Below are 17,178 nucleotides of genomic sequence, written 5' to 3'. Positions count from 1 at the left end.
ACCCCAAAACCCCAACACCTCAACTATCTGTTTTTTCACTTTATAATTCCCTCAAATGTCCTTGTTCAATTTTCCAGTGACGGTCAGCAATGGGGAGTAATTCTCCGGCATCGTGACTAACTACTAATAAAGTCCAGTGTTGTTTGAGACTAGCGAGAAGTTTAGCCAATTGACGACGCATCGACCAATCTAAACCGGCCGTAGGTTCATCAAGAAGTAACAGATTAGGCTGCCGGATTAACTGGACAGCGAGGGATAAACGACGCTGTTGACCCCCACTAAGATTGTGGGGAGGAGTATCTAGAGGAATATTTTCTAATCCTACCTCCTTTAGGGCTGCCGTTAAGCGATCGCTTTGAATCTCTGGATGACCGAGACGCAACTCCTCAAGGATGGTTTTACCGCAAAAATGACGTTCGGGAAACTGAAAAACGATTCCTCCTAATTGTTGCAGGTGCAGCACCGTTAATTCTTGGTCGCGCCAGTGAATCGTCCCTCCTGTTTTATCGGCAAAGCCTGCTAGAATTTCCAAAAGAGTCGTTTTTCCGGAACCACTGGGCCCGACAATCAGACCTAATTCTTGGGGTGCTAATTCGAGATTAATCCCCTGTAAAATGGGATTGAGGGCAGCGGGAGGATGATAAACCACATCTTTGAGATAAAGCATTGACAAGAAAATAACTGGAAATTAAGTCTAGAAACCCGTTTCTATTGTGACAGATTTTTTCATTCGCTCAAGGAGACTTTTGACCATGGTGCTGAGGTTAGGTTTAACGAAAAAAATGGCGATCGGTGCTTCCCTAGCTGTTATGGTAGTGGTTAACTGGATTGGTCCGGGATTAGCCGGAGATCCTTTCCGCAAAACCAATCCCCGACCGATTGGTGATAAGACCGAGGCCGCTTTTAACGCTATTTTTAAACAAGGTAACTATCTAGAGGCAAAAAAATTAATTGTTGAGGCCACGGAAAAGGAACCCGAAGAACCTTTGTCCCATGCTATGCGTGCCTCTCTTGCTTTTACCGACCAGGATTGGAACACCCTAAAAACCTACTCCGAGAAAACTAAGGCAGCGGCCAAACAAATGCAGGACAGCGACCCTTTAAGGGGAAATTTGTATCTAGCGGTGGGGAGTTTTTTAGAGGGAACCTACGTTTTTCAAACCGAAGGAGCAGTATCGGCTATCCCCAGATTACAACAGGTGTTTCAGTATTTGGAAACCGCAGAAAAGGTTAATCCCACGGATCCGGAATTGAACCTGTTGAAGGGTTATATGGATTTGATTTTAGCGGTTAATCTGCCCTTTTCTAGTCCCCAAGAGGCAATTGAAAGGCTAGAAACCTACGGAAGTCCCGATTACTTGGTTGATCGAGGTATAGCTCTAGCTTACCGGGATTTAAAGCAGTACGATCAGGCTTTGCGGTTTATCGATAACGCTCTGAAAGCGACCCCCGAGAATCCGGAATTAATGTATCTGAAGGGTCAAATCCTGAGAATTCAAGGCAATACGGATAAAAATACCGGCTCTTTGAAACTGGCACTAGATTACTTTAATAATGCCCTGAAAAAACAGGAACAACTCCCCGAATCGGTCAAAAAACAGTTAAATCGCGAACACCGTAAGGTACAGGAGGAGATTAAATCCCTAGAAAACACCGCTAGTCGTTGAAAAACGCCTAAAAATAGTCAATATTTGGGCTTTTTATCGGTAATCAGTTGCTGAAGGCAAAAGGCAGGAGGCAGTCCCGATGCCAAAGTTGGCACCGCCAAGCCTGAAAATATGATAGGCTCCAATTAGGGCTAAGACAAAAAGGTTGTTCCTTCAATAGAGCTTTCTAGCCTGAAAGTCAGTCGAACCAGAATACCCAGAGGCATCGCCAATTGTCGCTACCAACCCTTTGTTAGCATATCTTTGATGTTACTCAAAGCCTTGCCTTTTAAGGGCATCCTCTCCCTCTATTGACTTGTGGATGGTTTCCTACTGCCCAGAACGGGCAGACTCATACTAAATCCGGTTATTAAAAACTGATTATCTATTACCTCTTTTGCCTATTGCCTTTTGCCTGTCCTCATAAGTAGCCTATACTCAACGGATTTAGTATCACTACCTCAGATGTACCAAGTCTAAAGCAGCAGGAAATGGCGCCACTCTAGGCATCTAGAGGACAGGACTAAGGTTATTACTAACCCGCACCTGTGGGGTTATAACCTTATCAAGGTACTACATTTACCAAGCGGCTAATCCTCTAAACGTCTTACCGTCTAGTTTCTAGCCAACGAATCGCACCACACCCTACACCCTCTTTCAAGTCGTGAGTCAGTAAGAATTGCGGCAATTTACATTTCTTAAGATAGACAACAGAATTTATGTCCGACTACTTAGGGTCTGCTGAAAAAGTTTGTTGGTGGGGTTAGGAGTCAGGCTTTGGCCGTGAGCTCAGCGTTCGACAAAAGCTCACGCGGCGGTTCGACAGGCTCACCGTCCGCTCGACTGAGCCCGCCGAACGTCCGAAATCTCAAGCCAGGGTCCGAACGGGTGTGGGGTGTAGGGAAGGAAACCTCTTTCATCTGTGGGGGTGAAAATTTTTTCATCGGGAATGACTCCTAACCCTAACAACAATTTTTGATGTTTACAAGAGGTCTAGTATAAACCCACTGATTATGATTTTTTCTGGCCACGATTTTTTTAGAAGCGACCAAAGATTTTAGACAAAGATTGAGCATAGAAACGGGACGATTTAGGCGCTCACTCAATTCTTGAACTGTGATTCCTTGCGGATAAAATTGCATAAGTTCAAAAATTTGTGCGCTAGTATTTAATCCTTTTGTTGGACTAATAATCTTAATAGCCAAGGCTAGTAATCGGGAGAAACAACAGGACATTAGACCCTTGTTTGTCGATGCTTTGTTCCGCTCGATCTAGCCTTTTTTTCGAGGAATTATCAGGGTTTAAAGTACTAATAAAAGCTTGACTAAAATAGAGATTAATTTGTTCCCATAATCTCTTGAATAGCAGATAAAAGGCGATCAATCTCCCCATCAGTCCCGATAGAAATCCGCACATAATTCTGAATGCGAGGATGTTTAAAATATCGCACTAATATCTGACGCTCTTTCAGTTGATTATATAACTCACTGGCACTAATGTGCGGGGGAGAAGCGAGGATAAAATTAGCTTCCGAGTCAAAAACAATAAATCCCAACTCGCGCAGAGAAGTAATTAAACGGCTGCGGGTTTGACAGACTTTTTGCCAAACTTGCTCAAAATAATTATGGTGTTTTAAAGCTGCTGTGGCTAAAGTTTGAGCGATGCGATCTAAATTATAGGAATCACGCACCTTATCCATCTGTTCGATAATTGCCCTGGAAGCAAAACCGAAACCGACTCTTAACCCCGCTAAACTATAACTTTTCGACATAGTGCGACTAATGATGACATTATCGTAACGGGAGAGAAAATCGAGATGATTGTCATCACTAAAATCCACATAAGCTTCATCAATTAATACCAATCCCGAGGCATTAGCACAGGTTGCTTCTAAATAGTCGCGATCAAGATGTTTACCGAGGGGAGGATTAGGAGAAGCTAGAAAAATTAATTTCGCTTCCGGACAAATAATCGGTCCTGCTAATTCAAATTTATCATTAGTGGGAAATTCGATAATATTTGCCCCGTGTACCCGGGCAATTGTCTCGTAAAGGGAATAGGTTAAATCCAAAAAAGCGACACTTTCGCAAGGGTTAACAAAAGTTCGCAGGGCGATATTAAGGATATCATCGGAGCCATTACCCGCGATTATCTGATCAGCTGTGATGCCGTATAATTCCGCCGCCGTTTGCCGTAACTCTTTGGAGATAGGATCGGGATAGAGTCGGACTTTCTCTAATTGCTCTGGCAGGTGGGCAAAAATTTCCGCCGGTGGGGGATAGGGATTCTCATTGGTGTTAAGTTTGGTAAATCCCGCAGTTTGGGGCTGTTCTCCCGGAGTGTAAGCGGGGGTTTGACGAACACAATCGCGTGTAGGTAGCATGGACTCTCTGGGTCGGCAATTTCTAGCAAGCTTTCCATTATAACAAATCCTCGCCGATGATCGGGGGTTGAACAGATGTCAACCCCTACCGGTAAAACTAATTAAGGTTCTACCCAACGGCCATCGGCTTTAATTAAATTAATCAACTCGGTTACACCTTCACTTTCGGGGACTCGTTTAATTTCCTCGCGACCGCGATAAAGGGCAATATAACCGGCCTGTTTCCCCACATAACCATAGTCTGCGTCGGCCATTTCTCCCGGTCCATTGACAATACAACCCATAACGGCGATATCGAGTCCGGTGAGGTGTTTAGTCGCTGCACGCACTTGCTGCAGGACATCTTCTAAATTAAAAAGAGTGCGACCACAGGAAGGACAGGCAACGTATTCGACCATGGTTTTCCGTAGTCCCAGGGCCTGGAGAATGCTGTAACAGACGGGAATTTCCTTTTCGGGAGCTTCCGTCAGAGAAACGCGAATCGTATCACCAATACCGTCTGCTAAGAGAGTGGCAATCCCGGCAGTGGATTTAATTCGTCCGTATTCCCCATCTCCTGCCTCAGTAACCCCCAAATGCAGGGGATAATCCATACCTAACTCGTCCATGCGCTTAACCATGAGACGATAGGCGGCCACCATCACCGGCACGCGGGAAGCTTTCAGGGAAACCACCAGATTGCGAAAATCGAGGGATTCGCAGATGCGGATAAATTCTAAAGCCGACTGTACCATTCCTTCGGGGGTGTCGCCGTAGGTAAAGAGCATTCTTTCGGCCAGAGAACCGTGGTTAACGCCGATTCGCATCGCTTTATCTTGATCTCGCAGGGAAATCACCAAAGGTTTCAGGGTTTCGGCAATTTTTTCGCCAATTTCATCAAATTCTGCTTGACTGTACTCGCTGCGGTCGGCTTTCGGTTTCTCGAAAACGTACAAACCGGGGTTAATCCGCACTTTATCGACGTGTTTGGCCACTTCTAGGGCGATTTTCATGCCGTTGTGATGTACGTCGGCTACTAACGGCACGGGTTGATAGGTGGCGAGCAGTTTTTCCCTAATTTTAGCCAAGGCGGTGGCGTGGGCCAGACTCGGCACGGTGACGCGGACAATTTCACAGCCGATTTCATGGAGGCGACGGATACCGGCCACGGAACCATCTATATCAAGGGTATCCTCGTTAATCATCGACTGCACGACCACGGGATGACCACCACCGATGGTAACGCTACCTACCCGGACGGGACGGGTTTTGCGTCGGTGAATCGTGGTGTCGAATTCGGAGGCAGTTGCGGGGGGTTTGAGCGTCGATTCCAAGGTTTGCATAGGACTATCACCAACAATCACTCTCCCTATTCTCTCAAAGAACAGGGACAGATTCTAGCCACTCCAATAAAATTGGGTTAAAACGGTCAGGACATTCATCCTGTAAACAATGACCGGCCCGGTCAAATTCTACATATTTAATCCTAGGATTAAGGAAGACAAAACCCTGAGCTAACTGGACGGGAACCATCCGATCTTGCTTGCCCCAACATAATAAAATCGGGATTTCTAAGCGTGGTAAAATTAACTTTGCTGGTGGACAATATTCGGGATGATTGACAGCTTGTGCTAGGGAAATAAAGGCCTCGGCTGCCCCCTCATCTAAGGTTGGGGCGGCGATAATTTGTACTAATTCGTCGCTGACTGCTTTCTTGTCTTCGTAGGCGATTCCTGTCCATTTTTTCAAGACTTGCGGACGACGCAGATAGTAAAAAATCGGTTTTAATAGCCAAGGAGAAGTGAAAAAGTTTTCGATGGGAGTGACGATATTTAATAACCAATCGGCGATCATTTCCCGCCGACGGCTGACATCGGGTAAACTGAGCATAACTAATCCGGCTACCATTTCTGGGTATTTACCCCCTAGGGCCATACTAACTAAAGAACCGATCGAATTTCCCACTAATACCACCGGTCTATTGATAAAAGTTTGCCAGAAATCGTGTATCTGTTCCACCCAGAGATTAACGGTATAGGGAACCTGCACTTTGCGCGAACCACCAAAACCTAATAAATCTACCGCATAAACTCGATGATTTTGGCTGAGGATAGGAATATTATGGCGCCAATGTTCGATCGCCGCTCCAAATCCGTGCAGTAAAATTAAAGGGGGATTATCGACATCTTGGGGGTTTTTTGCCGGCATAAAACTATAACGAATTTGCCAACCGCGCCACACCCAATCCCGTTGATAACCGATGCGTTCTGTCCAAGCTGGTGAAGTTGTCACTTAAGTCAAACAATTAAGAGGGTTTCAGGAAATATTACTCTAGTTTTATTATACGGGTTTCCCCCTGCCTAACCCACAACCGAATAACATTTTTGTACTACTTTTTCCAAATATATTTAGGTCTTGCTGAATAATGGTAAAACCCTTTTAAAATAAGGCTTTTGACCTGCTAAAATCCGACGTTCATGCTGCGAAAATAGGATTAAGACCTTCAAAAACCTTGTATTATCCTTACTTAAGTACACAAACTGGTACAAAAAAAAGAGGACAACAAAGCCTGAAACGACTGGCTACTGACTCCTGACTCCTAACCCCACCAACAAACTTTTTCAGCAGCCCCTATTTAAATCTAGGGTTGATCTAGCCTATGCTAAAAAGAGGGGGATTAAAATCGCTCCTAGACTTTAATTGCAAATTTAGGATACTGCACAGATGGGCAATCTATTTGATGATGTCAGTCGCTTTCTTGAAACCCAACTGGAAGAATTTCTCAGAAGTCATCCCCAATTAGAATTACAGGCGCTGGTGGAACAACTGCGCGAACAGGAGCGCGATACTGCTAAACTGATTACCGCCCTAGAAAATGAGCGTCAACGTCTCGAACAGCAAATTTTGGCCACTGCCCAAGATATCCAAACTTGGCACGCTAGAATCGATAAGGCTAAGGCTGCTGGACGGCAGGACTTGGTTAAGGCTGCCAGTGAACGCGAGGCGGCCCTCTTCCGTGAGGGTAATCAACTTTGGGGACGGATGGAAGGAGTGAAAAAACGTCTGAGTCAATCCCAAGAGTTACTGCAACAAGTCCAACAACGTCGTCAAGAAGTGCAAATTAAAGCCGAAAAAGCCCCTAAAAATCAGTCGCGTGACTGGGAAACCACTTTTTGGGATCAACCCCAAGAATCGGACTATCAGCGCTCGAACTACGATAATCTCGATCTAAAATTTAAAGAATGGGAAATGGAAGAAGAATTGAAAAAATTAAAGCGAGAAATGGGACGATAATTTTTCAGTGAGCAGTGAACAGTAAACAGTAAACTGATAACTGATAACTGATAACTGATAACTGATAACTGATAACTGATAACTGATAACTGAAATCCCCAACACCTAAAAAATTCCCCAGAATTGTTCCTCTTAGAAAACGATGGCATCTCAAGCACAAAATCCTGAAAATCAACCCTCCTCTACCCTCGAAGAAATCCGGGCCGCTCGTTTAGAAAAAGTGGCAGGATTGCAAAAAGCTGGCTTAAATCCCTACGCTTATCAGTGGAAATCTACCGCTCACGCTCAACAACTACAAGAGCAGTACGCTGACTTAGCACCGGGAGAAGAAATTAGCACAGAAGTGGCGATTGCTGGTCGGATTATTGCCCGAAGAATCATGGGTAAACTAGCCTTTTTTAACCTGCAAGATGAAACGGGAACGATTCAATTATACCTCGATAAAAAACGCATTAGTGAAACCATGGCCGCCGTGCCGAATGCCTTTAACACGGTGATTAAACTAACCGATACAGGCGATATTTTAGGCGCAAAAGGCACAATTAAACGCACAGAACGCGGCGAATTATCTATCTATGTAAATCAGTACGAAATTCTCACCAAATCCCTCTTACCTCTCCCGGATAAATGGCACGGTTTAACCGATGTAGAAAAACGTTATCGACAAAGATATGTGGATTTAATTGTTAATCCCGAAGTGCGACAAACTTTTCGCCGTCGCGCCCAAATTACCGCTGCTATTCGCAGATATTTAGACCAAGAAGGTTTTATTGAAATTGAAACTCCCGTGCTACAAAGTGAAGCGGGAGGAGCCGATGCTAGACCGTTTATCACCTATCATAATACGCTGGAGATGGAGTTATATCTCCGCATTGCCACCGAGTTACATCTAAAAAGATTAATAGTCGGTGGTTTTGAAAAAGTCTTTGAGTTAGGCAGAATTTTTCGCAATGAAGGGGTTTCTACTAAACATAACCCTGAGTTTACTTCCATCGAAATCTATCAGGCCTACGCCGATTATTATGACATGATGGAGTTAACCGAAAACATTATTGTTAACGCTGCACAAGATGTTTTAGGTACGCTGAAAATCACCTATCAAGACAGGGAAATTGACCTAACTCCCCCTTGGCGACGAGTGACTATGCACGAATTAGTCCAAGAAATAACTGGGGTTGACTTGAATAGTTTTGAGGATTTCGAGTCGGCTCGTATTGCCGCAGAAAATGCCGGTATTGGCGTTCCAGAGGACTGTAAAACCATCGGTAAGCTCCTAAATGAAGCTTTTGAACAAAAAGTCGAAGAAACCCTAATACAGCCCACTTTTGTGCTAGATTTTCCCGTGGAAATTTCCCCTTTAGCTAAACCCCATCGCTCAAAAACTGACCTCGTGGAAAGATTTGAATTATATGTGGTTGGACGGGAATTAGCTAATAGTTTTTCTGAGTTAACCGATCCCATCGATCAACGGCAAAGATTGGAAGCACAGGCACTCAAAAAAGCGGCCGGAGACTTAGAGGCCCAAGGCGTTGATGAGGACTTTTTAACCGCTTTAGAATACGGAATGCCCCCCACGGGAGGCTTAGGAATTGGCATCGATCGCCTGATCATGTTATTAACCGATTCTGCCAGTATTCGCGATGTGATTGCTTTCCCCTTATTAAAAAGTCAAAGTACAGCGATTAAATCTTTTGACTACGATGAGGACAAAAAAATTCTGAAAGTGGAATTTAATCACGGTGGTATCTATCTTTATCATGATCTACCTTTGGCAGTATATAAAGACTTTCAGTCTGCACCATCGAAAGGACAGTTTTTTGTCGGACAAATTCGCGATAAATACAGTTTTGACAAGGAATTGTAAAAGTTAGGGTCACTTCAGTTATCAGTTATCAGTTATCAGTTATCAGTTATCAGTTATCAGTTATCAGTTATCAGTTATCAGTTATCAGTTATCAGTTATCATTCATGATCCCTTTTTACCTTTGACTTCCTGCCAAGTGTTACCAACTCCCTGTAAAACCCCGCGAACTACTAAACCAATACCGCGACCGATAACTTGGATAAGAATATAGACTACTCCCTTACCCACCACCCGAAAAAAAGCGCGTAAACGAGGAGATAAAGAGTCTCTTAATTCTAAGGCGATCGAAACTAACCAGGGTATGCCTGTTAAACTGTTTAATTCTTCCTGTCGGGGGGAATAAATGGCTAAAGATTTGATTTGTCCCTCGCTATAGTGAAATAATTGATATTGACTTTCAAAGATATCTTTGGGTTCTTGCCAGTATTGTTGCCGTCGGTATTTCCAAGATAATTCATTGCGGATTTTAGCTAATTTTCTGGCGATGAGAAATTCCGACCGGTAAAGTTTTTGTTTGATTCTTTCCGATTCCGAGAAGTTATTGAGAATAATTACCGTCACTGCATTGGCAATATTATGAATGAGATTTTGCAGGAGAATTTCGGCTCTGGCGATAGTTTCAGGAGCATTAGCCCGGTATCCTACTCCGTCAATAGTTAAACTATTTTCGTACACTAAATAGGAAAATAAGTCAAGAGTAAAAGGAATTTTATTGAGGATTTCTGTTTGAATTGCCTCTCTTTCTTCCAGAATAATTTCGTTAAGTCTGCCTTTACTAATTTCGTCATAAACCGAGGTATTAATTTCTAAAAATTTACGGGTAACTTTCTCCCAGATATCGTAAATAATCAGATTTAAGCGACTGGTTAATTCCCCACTGCTAACCTGTAAATATCTCATTTCATCGACATTTTTACGAATTTCATCGAGAACTAAATACAATAATTCCCGTTGCCGATTATCCTGTAAAACATCAATTTCAAAACTAATCTTTGTTCTATTAATTAAAGGCGATCGAATGACTGCTAAAGTGGACTCAAAAACTGCCGAAACACACAGGGGACGCTCGCGGCTTAAAATTGGTAATTCCCGATCGATATTGTTAATTATTATCGGAGGTGTCGCTGAAGCTGAATTGTAAGAGCTACCTTCCAGGGGAATTAGTTTTCTCACTAGCCATAGGGCTGCTAAAAGTTCTCGTTTTCTCCCCTGCCAATAAAAGCGATCAAAGCCGGATAAAGACTGTTGATTGAGATGGAGATCAATTAAATGTAATTCACTTTCGATGCGATTTAATCCCGTTCTTCCGGCAGCAATTAACCAATGGCTAGGAGCTAAACTTGGACGGGTAGCAATGGTGAGAGCAGAAGGGGCAACATCCGGGGATTCATCCCGGGAAATTTGTCCTAAAATAGTGATAAATTGCTCTAGGTTTGTGCCTTTGGGAATATAACCAGCGATGCCTAATTCTCTGGCGATTAGTTGCTGTCGGGAGTCGAGAGGAAAGGTTAATAGAACAATTTTACTTTCGGGATAGCGAGAGTGGAGAATTTCACAGTAAGACCAATCAAAGAGAGGATCGATAATAATAATTTCGGGGGAGGGATTCAGAGTCAAAGCGAAAATTGTTTCTAAATCCCCTTCGGTGACGATACTAATATTTTCTATCTGCGACAAGGCCTGCACCAGACCCAAGCGGAAAATCGGGTCATTATCGATGATAATTAGGGTGAGAGGGCGATCGATCACAAGAGTTGCAGCCTGTCAACGGATACTATTCACAGGGTCAATTATACAGTGATCCGGCTCATTTGTTTTGTTTATAGCCATAGAAATCGATGCGATAATCGGTAATTTTTACCCCCGTTGATGCCTCGACCTGTTTAATTAATTCTGGGGGAAGTTGGATATGCACATCGATGATTTCCTGACTGTCCAGACAATTGATGTGACTGTGGGAATCGCTGATGTTACCGTAGAGTCTGCCGTCCCAGCGTTCCACAGATTCGATAATGCCTTGACCCGATAGAGCCTCTAGGTTTTGGTACACTGAGGTATGACCGATGTTTTTTCCTTGCAGATTGAGACGATCATAAATTTCTCTCGCTGATAGGTGTTCCCGCGCTTGCCACAGCAATTCTAAAATATAGCGACGCTGACGACTAACCCGCATTCCTAAAGTTTGACACCTTTCGATCGCATCTTCTAAACACCGGATCGGTTTTTGTTTTACCTCCAAATTGTCCATAGTTGTATCCGTTGACCTCCGCCCTAATACATAGTCATTACCAGTTTAGCTTAGTCTTTCGATCGATGTCCACATTGCCCCAGTTTTCAGCCCATCTCAGAGCAGTTATCTCAATGGTGAGATAGGAAATTTTCGTTGTCGGAAGACAGGAGCAGCAAGAAAGAGCCTGACCATTTGTACTAAAATTCTCAGCCTGCATAATTCTGGTTTTAAGTCAATAGCCTTTACAAAACTTCAAAAATTGTCACACAAAAAAATGTCACCACTAGCGGCTTTTTTTGGGCAAGAGTATCAACACATTCCCCTGATTGCCTTGATTTTGCGTTGATTTGAGGTTTAATGCTTAAACTAAGCCAACAGCATACCACGATTATACCATATTATTAAATGTAGGCAACCCCGATTTACAGCCAAATTTTGGCAAATTCTGGGAAAATCAAAATGTTGTAACTTACTTGTTACATTTAACTAATCGCCCCAAATATTTAAATATTTTACTTGTTTATCTTAAAATTATAATTTTTACTTATTTTTTGCAGGCTGATTAACTAGGGTTGGGCAAAAAAGCTTGTAAGCTCTATTTAAAGTCAGTCGAATCGCTTAGTATCGGGAGACAGATGTGACTTGTATAGCTTCCCAGTTTTTGATATTTGAAGACTTTTTAGAAGCATTTTGAAAGTGTCTTAGCTGATGGATTAAATATGAATTATCAGCCATAGAAATCTTCATCAAGAATCTGTTCTAAGGAAAAAGGGCAGTCTAAGGGATATGCTTCCTCTGGAGGAATCGCAATTCCAAAGTCAGCCAATTTACTTTCCTTGATGGCAATTTTGCGACCTTTAGGATAGGTTTTATCGATGGCGATTGCTAAATGAGATTTCAAAGAAGGGGTGTTTTCTAGTAAGGCGATAACTCGTTCCCTGTGTTCGACAATGGAGCTATACCAGCTAGATTTCATGCTTTCAGGGGCGGAGGATTGTACTTTTAGTTTCAGTAAATGAGCCAGCAAAATCATTAAATTTCCTTCCAAGGCATTTTTATCTGATTTACCCAATTCTTTTAACTCCTCAACCAAATGAGATACATCTAATGCCTGAAAATCTCCTTGTTCTAACTGACCTATTGTTGTTATCAGCCATAATTGAAAATCTTGTTCATAGAGTTCTGATTTAGTTATCATGATGGCTTCGATAATAGTTAATATAGATTGAATTATACTCTATTTTGCAGATTTCGGATGTTGCAATCGGTAAATGTTAAGTTTTACTACAGGATTTAACATTTGCGCCTATGCCCTATTCCCTTATCCTTAGGATAAGCGGTTAAAATACATCTTAGCTTAAGGACTAGAGAATGTTATGAGACTAGAAAAAGAAGATTTTGATTGGGCGGTACAACAAAACCTAATTACTGCCAGCCAAGCTGAAAATTTATGGACGGCTTTTTTATCCCGTTATCCCCAAGAAGATGAAGTTAATCGCCCTCGCTTTAATTTTGCTAATGTGGCCTATTATTTTGGGGCATTAATTGTTATCTCTGCCCTGGGGTGGTTTATGAACGAAGCTTGGGAGAGTTTCGGTGGTGCAGGACTATTTTTTATCGCCCTGTTTTATGCAATTTGTTTTATTTTCACCGGTAAAAATCTCTATTTTCAGCAAAATCTCAAAATCCCCGGCGGCCTTTTATTTACCATGGCAGTGGCAATGACTCCCTTAGCAATCTACGGTTTACAACGCTGGACAGGATACTGGCAAGCCGGATATCCTGGCATCTATCGAGATTTCCATACATGGATTAAAGGCAGTTGGTTTTTAATGGAATTAGGCACGATTATCGCGGGATTAATAACTTTGCGATTTGTTAAATTTCCTTTTTTAACTGCACCCATTGCCTTTAGTCTGTGGTATATGTCAATGGACTTAACTCCTTTACTATTTGGAGAGAACGAATATACATGGAGACTGCGACTGTGGGTATCCTTTTGGTTTGGAATTGCCTGTTTGATAACTGCCTATTTAATTGATGTACGTCAGCGTCGTAGTCGGGGTGATTTTGCTTTTTGGCTGTACTTATTCGGATTAATTATGTTTTGGTTTAGTTTATCTCTCCTCATCGATGATAATGAAGCGCAACGATTTTTGTACTGTCTAATTAACTTGGGATTGATGTTATTATCCGTCCTGCTAAAAAGAAGATTATTTGTGGTTTTCGGAGGTGTCGGAGTATTTGCCTATCTTTCCTATCTCTCCTATCGTATCTTTGCCGATTCAATTTTCTTTCCCTTTGCCCTAACCGTCCTAGGACTTGGTATTATCTATATGGGAATTTTGTACCAGCGTCATTACCCCACCCTAGCTAGATTTATTGAAAGTTATATCCCTCTCGAATGGCGCAATTTATTACCCAAAGATAGATAATTAGGAGAAATGGTTTTTCAGTGATCAGTAAACAGTAATCAGTAAACAGTGAACTGATAACTCACATCTGATAACTGATCACTGATAACTGATAACTGATAACTGATAACTGATAACTGATAACTGATAACTGATAACTGATAATCTTCCTTCTATGCGAATACTTATCGTTGATGATGAAAAAGAATTAACCGAACCCTTAGAACAAATTCTTGCTCAAGAAGGCTATGAAGTTGATATTGCTGATAATGGTCGGACGGGGTTAGAATTGGCACAAGAGAATAATTATGACCTCTTAATTCTCGATTGGATGTTACCCCAGCAATCCGGATTACAAATCTGTCAATATTTACGCAATCAAGGGGACACCACTCCCGTTTTATTTCTAACCGCTAAGGATACCATAGACGATCGAGTGGCGGGATTAGATGCTGGTGCTGATGATTATTTAGTCAAACCCTTTCAACTGCGAGAATTATTAGCGAGAGTCCGCGCTTTATTGCGTCGTTCTCCCAATTTTGAAGCTAGTAATAGCAGTAAATTAAAATGTGCTGATTTAGAACTCGATAGCGAAAATCAAGTGGCCTATCGTCACGGTCGCACGATCAGTTTATCAGCAAAAGAAATACAATTGTTAACTTTATTTATGACCCATCCAGGGCAACTTCTCACCCATGAACAAATTTATCAGCATCTCTGGTCAGAAGGAGAGCAACCTAATAGTAATGTGGTTCCTGCCCTGATGCGCTTACTGCGTCGTAAAATCGAAGCGCCTGGAGAAACACCTCTAATTAATACTGTCTATGGGAAGGGCTACCGTTTCGGGGAAAATTAGGGAATGCTGAAGGATAATGAGAATAAGTAGCTGGTTATAATTAAATTAAAAATGGATTTTAGGTTCGATCCCCCCTGCCCCCCTTGATAAGGGGGGATTAAGGGGGTATCCCCCCTTAATAAGGGGGCATCTGATAATTTTTAACGCCTACCTACTTAGCAACTGATTACTGATTACTGATATATGTTATCCTGCCTACAAATTGAAAATTTTACCCTCATCGATCGCTTAGAATTAACTTTCGGCAGCGGATTAAATGTACTGACCGGTGAGACGGGGGCAGGAAAATCGATTATATTAGATGCGATCGATATTGTTCTCGGTGGTAAAGTCAATCATCGCGTCATCCGTCAGGGAAGCCAACAATCAACCCTAGAAGCGACTTTTTCTCTGACTCCAGAATTAATTGCTTGGCTAGAAAGTCAGGAAATTGACCCATTAGAGGATAATAGTCTGACCATCAGCCGGGAATTAGTGATTACTAATAATTCCTTGCGTTCTCGCTCTCGGATTAACGGAGTCGTCGCTAATCGCCAACAAATGGCGCAAATAAGAGATTTTTTGGTAGAAATCACCGCTCAAGGTCAAACAGTTCAGTTAATGGACGCTAATCGACAGAGGGAATTATTAGATCTCTACGGGGGTGAATCCCTGCTGCTGCAGCGGGAAAAAGTAGCCACAGCCTACGCTAACTGGCAAGAAAGCAAGAATATTTTCAATAATAGATTGCAATCGGAACAAAATCGCCTACAGAGATTAGATTTATTAGAATATCAACTAAAAGAACTAGAATCAGCTAATTTAACTGACGCTAACGAGTTGGAACAGTTAGAACAGGAAAGAAACCGACTCTCCCACGGTGTCGATTTACAAAATTCCAGCTATCAAGTCTATCAACTACTCTACCAAAATGATCGCGATCAACCCGCCGTCGCTGATTTGTTAGGAAAAGCTGAAAATATCTTGACAAATATGATGGTTTATGATAGCAGTTTAGAGCCAATTTTAGAGATGGTGCGATCGGCATTAAATCAGGTGGTGGAAGCGGGACAGGAAATCAACGTTTATGGGGATAGTCTAGAGGCAGATCCGGAGAGATTGAACGAGATAGAAGAGAGAATTGTCCAACTTAAGCGCATTTGTCGCAAATATGGCCCAAGTTTAGCCGAAGCGATCGATTATTATCAGAAATTACAGCAGGAATTAGCGGAGTTGACGGGAGAAGGACAATCGATTGAGGAATTAGAAAAAATTTGTCAGCAACAGGAAAAAATCTATCAAGAAACTAGCACCCAGTTGACCTTTTTGCGACAAGAAACCGCTAGTCAACTAGAAAAACAATTGGTACAGGAATTAAAACCTTTAGCCATGGAAAAGGTGATTTTTGTCTGTCGGATTGACCCGGGTAATCCTAGCAGTCTGGGAGTCGATCAAGTGGTATTTTATTTTAGTCCCAATCCGGGGGAAAAAATCCAACCTTTATCCAGTACCGCTTCCGGAGGAGAAATGAGTCGTTTTCTCCTAGCGTTAAAGTCCTGTTTTTCCCAATCCCAATCGGCAGCAGCCACCCTAATTTTTGACGAAATTGATGCGGGAGTATCGGGAAAAGTTGCTCAAGCAATTGCCGATAAATTAGATCAATTAGGTCAACAATATCAAGTTTTGTGCGTTACTCATCAACCCTTAGTGGCTGCTTTAGCTGATCACCATTTTCGAGTTTATAAACAAATGATTGCCGAAGATAATTCCACTAATCTCTCGGAAATTCGCACGGTTGTCCGGGTTACTTCTCTCGATAATCGTCAGACGAGAAGGGAAGAATTGGCACAATTAACGGGAGGAAATTCGGCAGCGGATGCCCTCGCTTTTGCCGAGTCTTTATTGGAGAAAGCTGCTGCTAAAAAACCGCAGGATTTAACCTTGAAATTGACTGATTAACCAACGTCCCACCTGACTTTGATCTCTGGTGCGTGCCTGTTGTAAAGCTGACTCTAAAACCGAGAGTTTTAAATTAGGTAAAACCTTTGATATATCAATTCTTTTGCTCCCTCGATCAATTATTTCAAAAGCAAATATTTGGGGATAATCGACGTTAACACTCCAGTATTCACTAACTCCTAATTCTTCGTAGAGTAAGCGTTTATTACCTAAGTCATCATTAAGGGTAGATTTTGAGATTTCAATGACTAAATCTGGTGGAGGATACTGATTTAAATCAATAATCGAAGTACCGTAGGGAATCAGATTAGCTTTGTCTGCAAAATAATAAGATATATCCGGTTGAACTTCTCGATAACCAGACCTGCGAAAACTGCAATTATCTTTGGCATTAAAGGGCAGATTTTTTAGGGTAGCATAGAGACTAACAGCGAAGATAAAAATAGCATGATCGCTGGCATGATCGTTACCAATAGGAGTTATTTCTAATCGATAATAGCCATTGTAATAATAACTTTTTCCTTGATTCTCTGGGAAATTTTTAATCGCTGCTAAGTATTCTTCCCAACTACCT

At 42.2% G+C, this 17,178-nt stretch carries 16 protein-coding genes; 6 read left to right on the top strand and 10 right to left on the bottom strand.

Translation table 11 applies throughout. The features are described from left to right. Positions 1–40 precede the first annotated feature (40 nt). Entirely contained in the window at positions 41–667 is a 627-nt protein-coding gene (locus tag ACE1AQ_RS17030; RefSeq protein WP_106909561.1) for an ABC transporter ATP-binding protein, read from the bottom strand. Positions 668–752: 85 nt separating this feature from the next. Here ACE1AQ_RS17030 and ACE1AQ_RS17025 point away from each other — a divergent pair, with 85 nt between their 5' ends. After that, positions 753–1,667 carry a Sll0314/Alr1548 family TPR repeat-containing protein gene (locus tag ACE1AQ_RS17025; protein ID WP_008196414.1) on the top strand — a complete coding sequence of 305 codons (915 nt, stop codon included), beginning with the start codon at positions 753–755 and terminating at the stop codon, positions 1,665–1,667. A gap of 941 nt (positions 1,668–2,608) precedes the next feature. Here the strand turns inward: ACE1AQ_RS17025 and ACE1AQ_RS17020 are convergent. From ACE1AQ_RS17020 to ACE1AQ_RS17005, 4 genes are all read right to left on the bottom strand, one after another. Then, the gene (locus ACE1AQ_RS17020) at positions 2,609–2,881 is read right to left on the bottom strand and encodes a hypothetical protein (protein WP_008196411.1); all 273 of its coding nucleotides are present in this window, start codon (positions 2,879–2,881) and stop codon (positions 2,609–2,611) included. A gap of 101 nt (positions 2,882–2,982) precedes the next feature. Beyond that, the gene (gene hisC, locus ACE1AQ_RS17015) at positions 2,983–4,029 is read right to left on the bottom strand and encodes a histidinol-phosphate transaminase (protein ID WP_008196407.1); all 1,047 of its coding nucleotides are present in this window, start codon (positions 4,027–4,029) and stop codon (positions 2,983–2,985) included. A gap of 101 nt (positions 4,030–4,130) precedes the next feature. After that, entirely contained in the window at positions 4,131–5,351 is a 1,221-nt protein-coding gene (gene ispG, locus ACE1AQ_RS17010) for a (E)-4-hydroxy-3-methylbut-2-enyl-diphosphate synthase (RefSeq protein WP_008196405.1), read from the bottom strand. 34 nt (positions 5,352–5,385) lie between these two features. Beyond that, positions 5,386–6,300: an alpha/beta fold hydrolase gene (locus ACE1AQ_RS17005; RefSeq protein ID WP_008196403.1), complete on the bottom strand. Its 915-nt coding sequence runs from the start codon at positions 6,298–6,300 to the stop codon at positions 5,386–5,388. 432 nt (positions 6,301–6,732) lie between these two features. Here ACE1AQ_RS17005 and ACE1AQ_RS17000 point away from each other — a divergent pair, with 432 nt between their 5' ends. After that, entirely contained in the window at positions 6,733–7,302 is a 570-nt protein-coding gene (locus ACE1AQ_RS17000) for a TIGR04376 family protein (RefSeq protein ID WP_110544553.1), read from the top strand. Between the two features lie 4 nt (positions 7,303–7,306). On the opposite strand, the gene ACE1AQ_RS16995 is transcribed toward ACE1AQ_RS17000, so the two are convergent. After that, positions 7,307–7,456 (bottom strand): hypothetical protein, encoded by a 150-nt coding sequence (locus ACE1AQ_RS16995; RefSeq protein WP_374808857.1) that lies wholly within the window; start codon positions 7,454–7,456, stop codon positions 7,307–7,309. Between ACE1AQ_RS16995 and lysS the strand changes: the two genes are divergently transcribed. Further along, a complete protein-coding gene (gene lysS / locus ACE1AQ_RS16990; RefSeq protein WP_106909564.1) occupies positions 7,445–9,166 on the top strand; it encodes a lysine--tRNA ligase in 1,722 nt (573 codons plus the stop codon). The two genes, ACE1AQ_RS16995 and lysS, sit on opposite strands and share 12 nt — an antisense overlap. Before the next feature lie 102 nt (positions 9,167–9,268). On the opposite strand, the gene ACE1AQ_RS16985 is transcribed toward lysS, so the two are convergent. From ACE1AQ_RS16985 to ACE1AQ_RS16975, 3 genes are all read right to left on the bottom strand, one after another. After that, complete coding sequence (locus ACE1AQ_RS16985) at positions 9,269–10,915, bottom strand: DUF3685 domain-containing protein (protein WP_110544556.1); 1,647 nt, start codon at positions 10,913–10,915, stop codon at positions 9,269–9,271. Between the two features lie 58 nt (positions 10,916–10,973). Beyond that, positions 10,974–11,414: a Fur family transcriptional regulator gene (locus tag ACE1AQ_RS16980; RefSeq protein ID WP_002782820.1), complete on the bottom strand. Its 441-nt coding sequence runs from the start codon at positions 11,412–11,414 to the stop codon at positions 10,974–10,976. Positions 11,415–12,123: 709 nt separating this feature from the next. Beyond that, positions 12,124–12,594: a DUF29 domain-containing protein gene (locus ACE1AQ_RS16975; RefSeq protein ID WP_004158521.1), complete on the bottom strand. Its 471-nt coding sequence runs from the start codon at positions 12,592–12,594 to the stop codon at positions 12,124–12,126. Positions 12,595–12,772: 178 nt separating this feature from the next. Here ACE1AQ_RS16975 and ACE1AQ_RS16970 point away from each other — a divergent pair, with 178 nt between their 5' ends. The 3 genes from ACE1AQ_RS16970 to recN all read left to right on the top strand — a co-directional run bounded on the left by ACE1AQ_RS16970 (position 12,773) and on the right by recN (position 16,604). After that, positions 12,773–13,831 (top strand): DUF2157 domain-containing protein, encoded by a 1,059-nt coding sequence (locus ACE1AQ_RS16970; protein WP_110544558.1) that lies wholly within the window; start codon positions 12,773–12,775, stop codon positions 13,829–13,831. 154 nt (positions 13,832–13,985) lie between these two features. Next, on the top strand, positions 13,986–14,666 hold the full coding sequence (gene rppA / locus ACE1AQ_RS16965) for a two-component system response regulator RppA (RefSeq protein ID WP_002776839.1): 681 nt from the start codon (positions 13,986–13,988) through the stop codon (positions 14,664–14,666). Between the two features lie 183 nt (positions 14,667–14,849). Continuing rightward, complete coding sequence (recN, locus tag ACE1AQ_RS16960) at positions 14,850–16,604, top strand: DNA repair protein RecN (protein ID WP_110544560.1); 1,755 nt, start codon at positions 14,850–14,852, stop codon at positions 16,602–16,604. Here the strand turns inward: recN and ACE1AQ_RS16955 are convergent. Continuing rightward, positions 16,581–17,178, bottom strand: a 598-nt coding sequence (locus ACE1AQ_RS16955) for a Uma2 family endonuclease (protein ID WP_374808852.1), incomplete at its 5' end; no start/stop codon positions are given. The two genes, recN and ACE1AQ_RS16955, sit on opposite strands and share 24 nt — an antisense overlap.

It is taken from the genome of Microcystis sp. BLCC-F209, assembly GCF_041928595.1.
In the GTDB taxonomy this organism is placed as follows: domain Bacteria; phylum Cyanobacteriota; class Cyanobacteriia; order Cyanobacteriales; family Microcystaceae; genus Microcystis.
The sequence above is the reverse complement of the archived record's forward strand: the minus strand, read 5'-3'. Positions and strand labels throughout refer to the sequence as shown.

Excerpts from the sequence above, each read along its gene's own strand:
- ACE1AQ_RS17030 (WP_106909561.1), bottom strand. The coding sequence starts at position 667 with ATGCTTTATCTCAAAGATGTGGTTTATCATCCTCCCGCTGCCCTCAAT.
- ACE1AQ_RS17025 (WP_008196414.1), top strand. The coding sequence starts at position 753 with ATGGTGCTGAGGTTAGGTTTAACGAAAAAAATGGCGATCGGTGCTTCC.
- ACE1AQ_RS17020 (WP_008196411.1), bottom strand. The coding sequence starts at position 2,881 with ATGTCCTGTTGTTTCTCCCGATTACTAGCCTTGGCTATTAAGATTATT.
- hisC (WP_008196407.1), bottom strand. The coding sequence starts at position 4,029 with ATGCTACCTACACGCGATTGTGTTCGTCAAACCCCCGCTTACACTCCG.
- ispG (WP_008196405.1), bottom strand. The coding sequence starts at position 5,351 with ATGCAAACCTTGGAATCGACGCTCAAACCCCCCGCAACTGCCTCCGAA.
- ACE1AQ_RS17000 (WP_110544553.1), top strand. The coding sequence starts at position 6,733 with ATGGGCAATCTATTTGATGATGTCAGTCGCTTTCTTGAAACCCAACTG.
- lysS (WP_106909564.1), top strand. The coding sequence starts at position 7,445 with ATGGCATCTCAAGCACAAAATCCTGAAAATCAACCCTCCTCTACCCTC.
- ACE1AQ_RS16980 (WP_002782820.1), bottom strand. The coding sequence starts at position 11,414 with ATGGACAATTTGGAGGTAAAACAAAAACCGATCCGGTGTTTAGAAGAT.
- ACE1AQ_RS16975 (WP_004158521.1), bottom strand. The coding sequence starts at position 12,594 with ATGATAACTAAATCAGAACTCTATGAACAAGATTTTCAATTATGGCTG.
- ACE1AQ_RS16970 (WP_110544558.1), top strand. The coding sequence starts at position 12,773 with ATGAGACTAGAAAAAGAAGATTTTGATTGGGCGGTACAACAAAACCTA.
- rppA (WP_002776839.1), top strand. The coding sequence starts at position 13,986 with ATGCGAATACTTATCGTTGATGATGAAAAAGAATTAACCGAACCCTTA.
- recN (WP_110544560.1), top strand. The coding sequence starts at position 14,850 with ATGTTATCCTGCCTACAAATTGAAAATTTTACCCTCATCGATCGCTTA.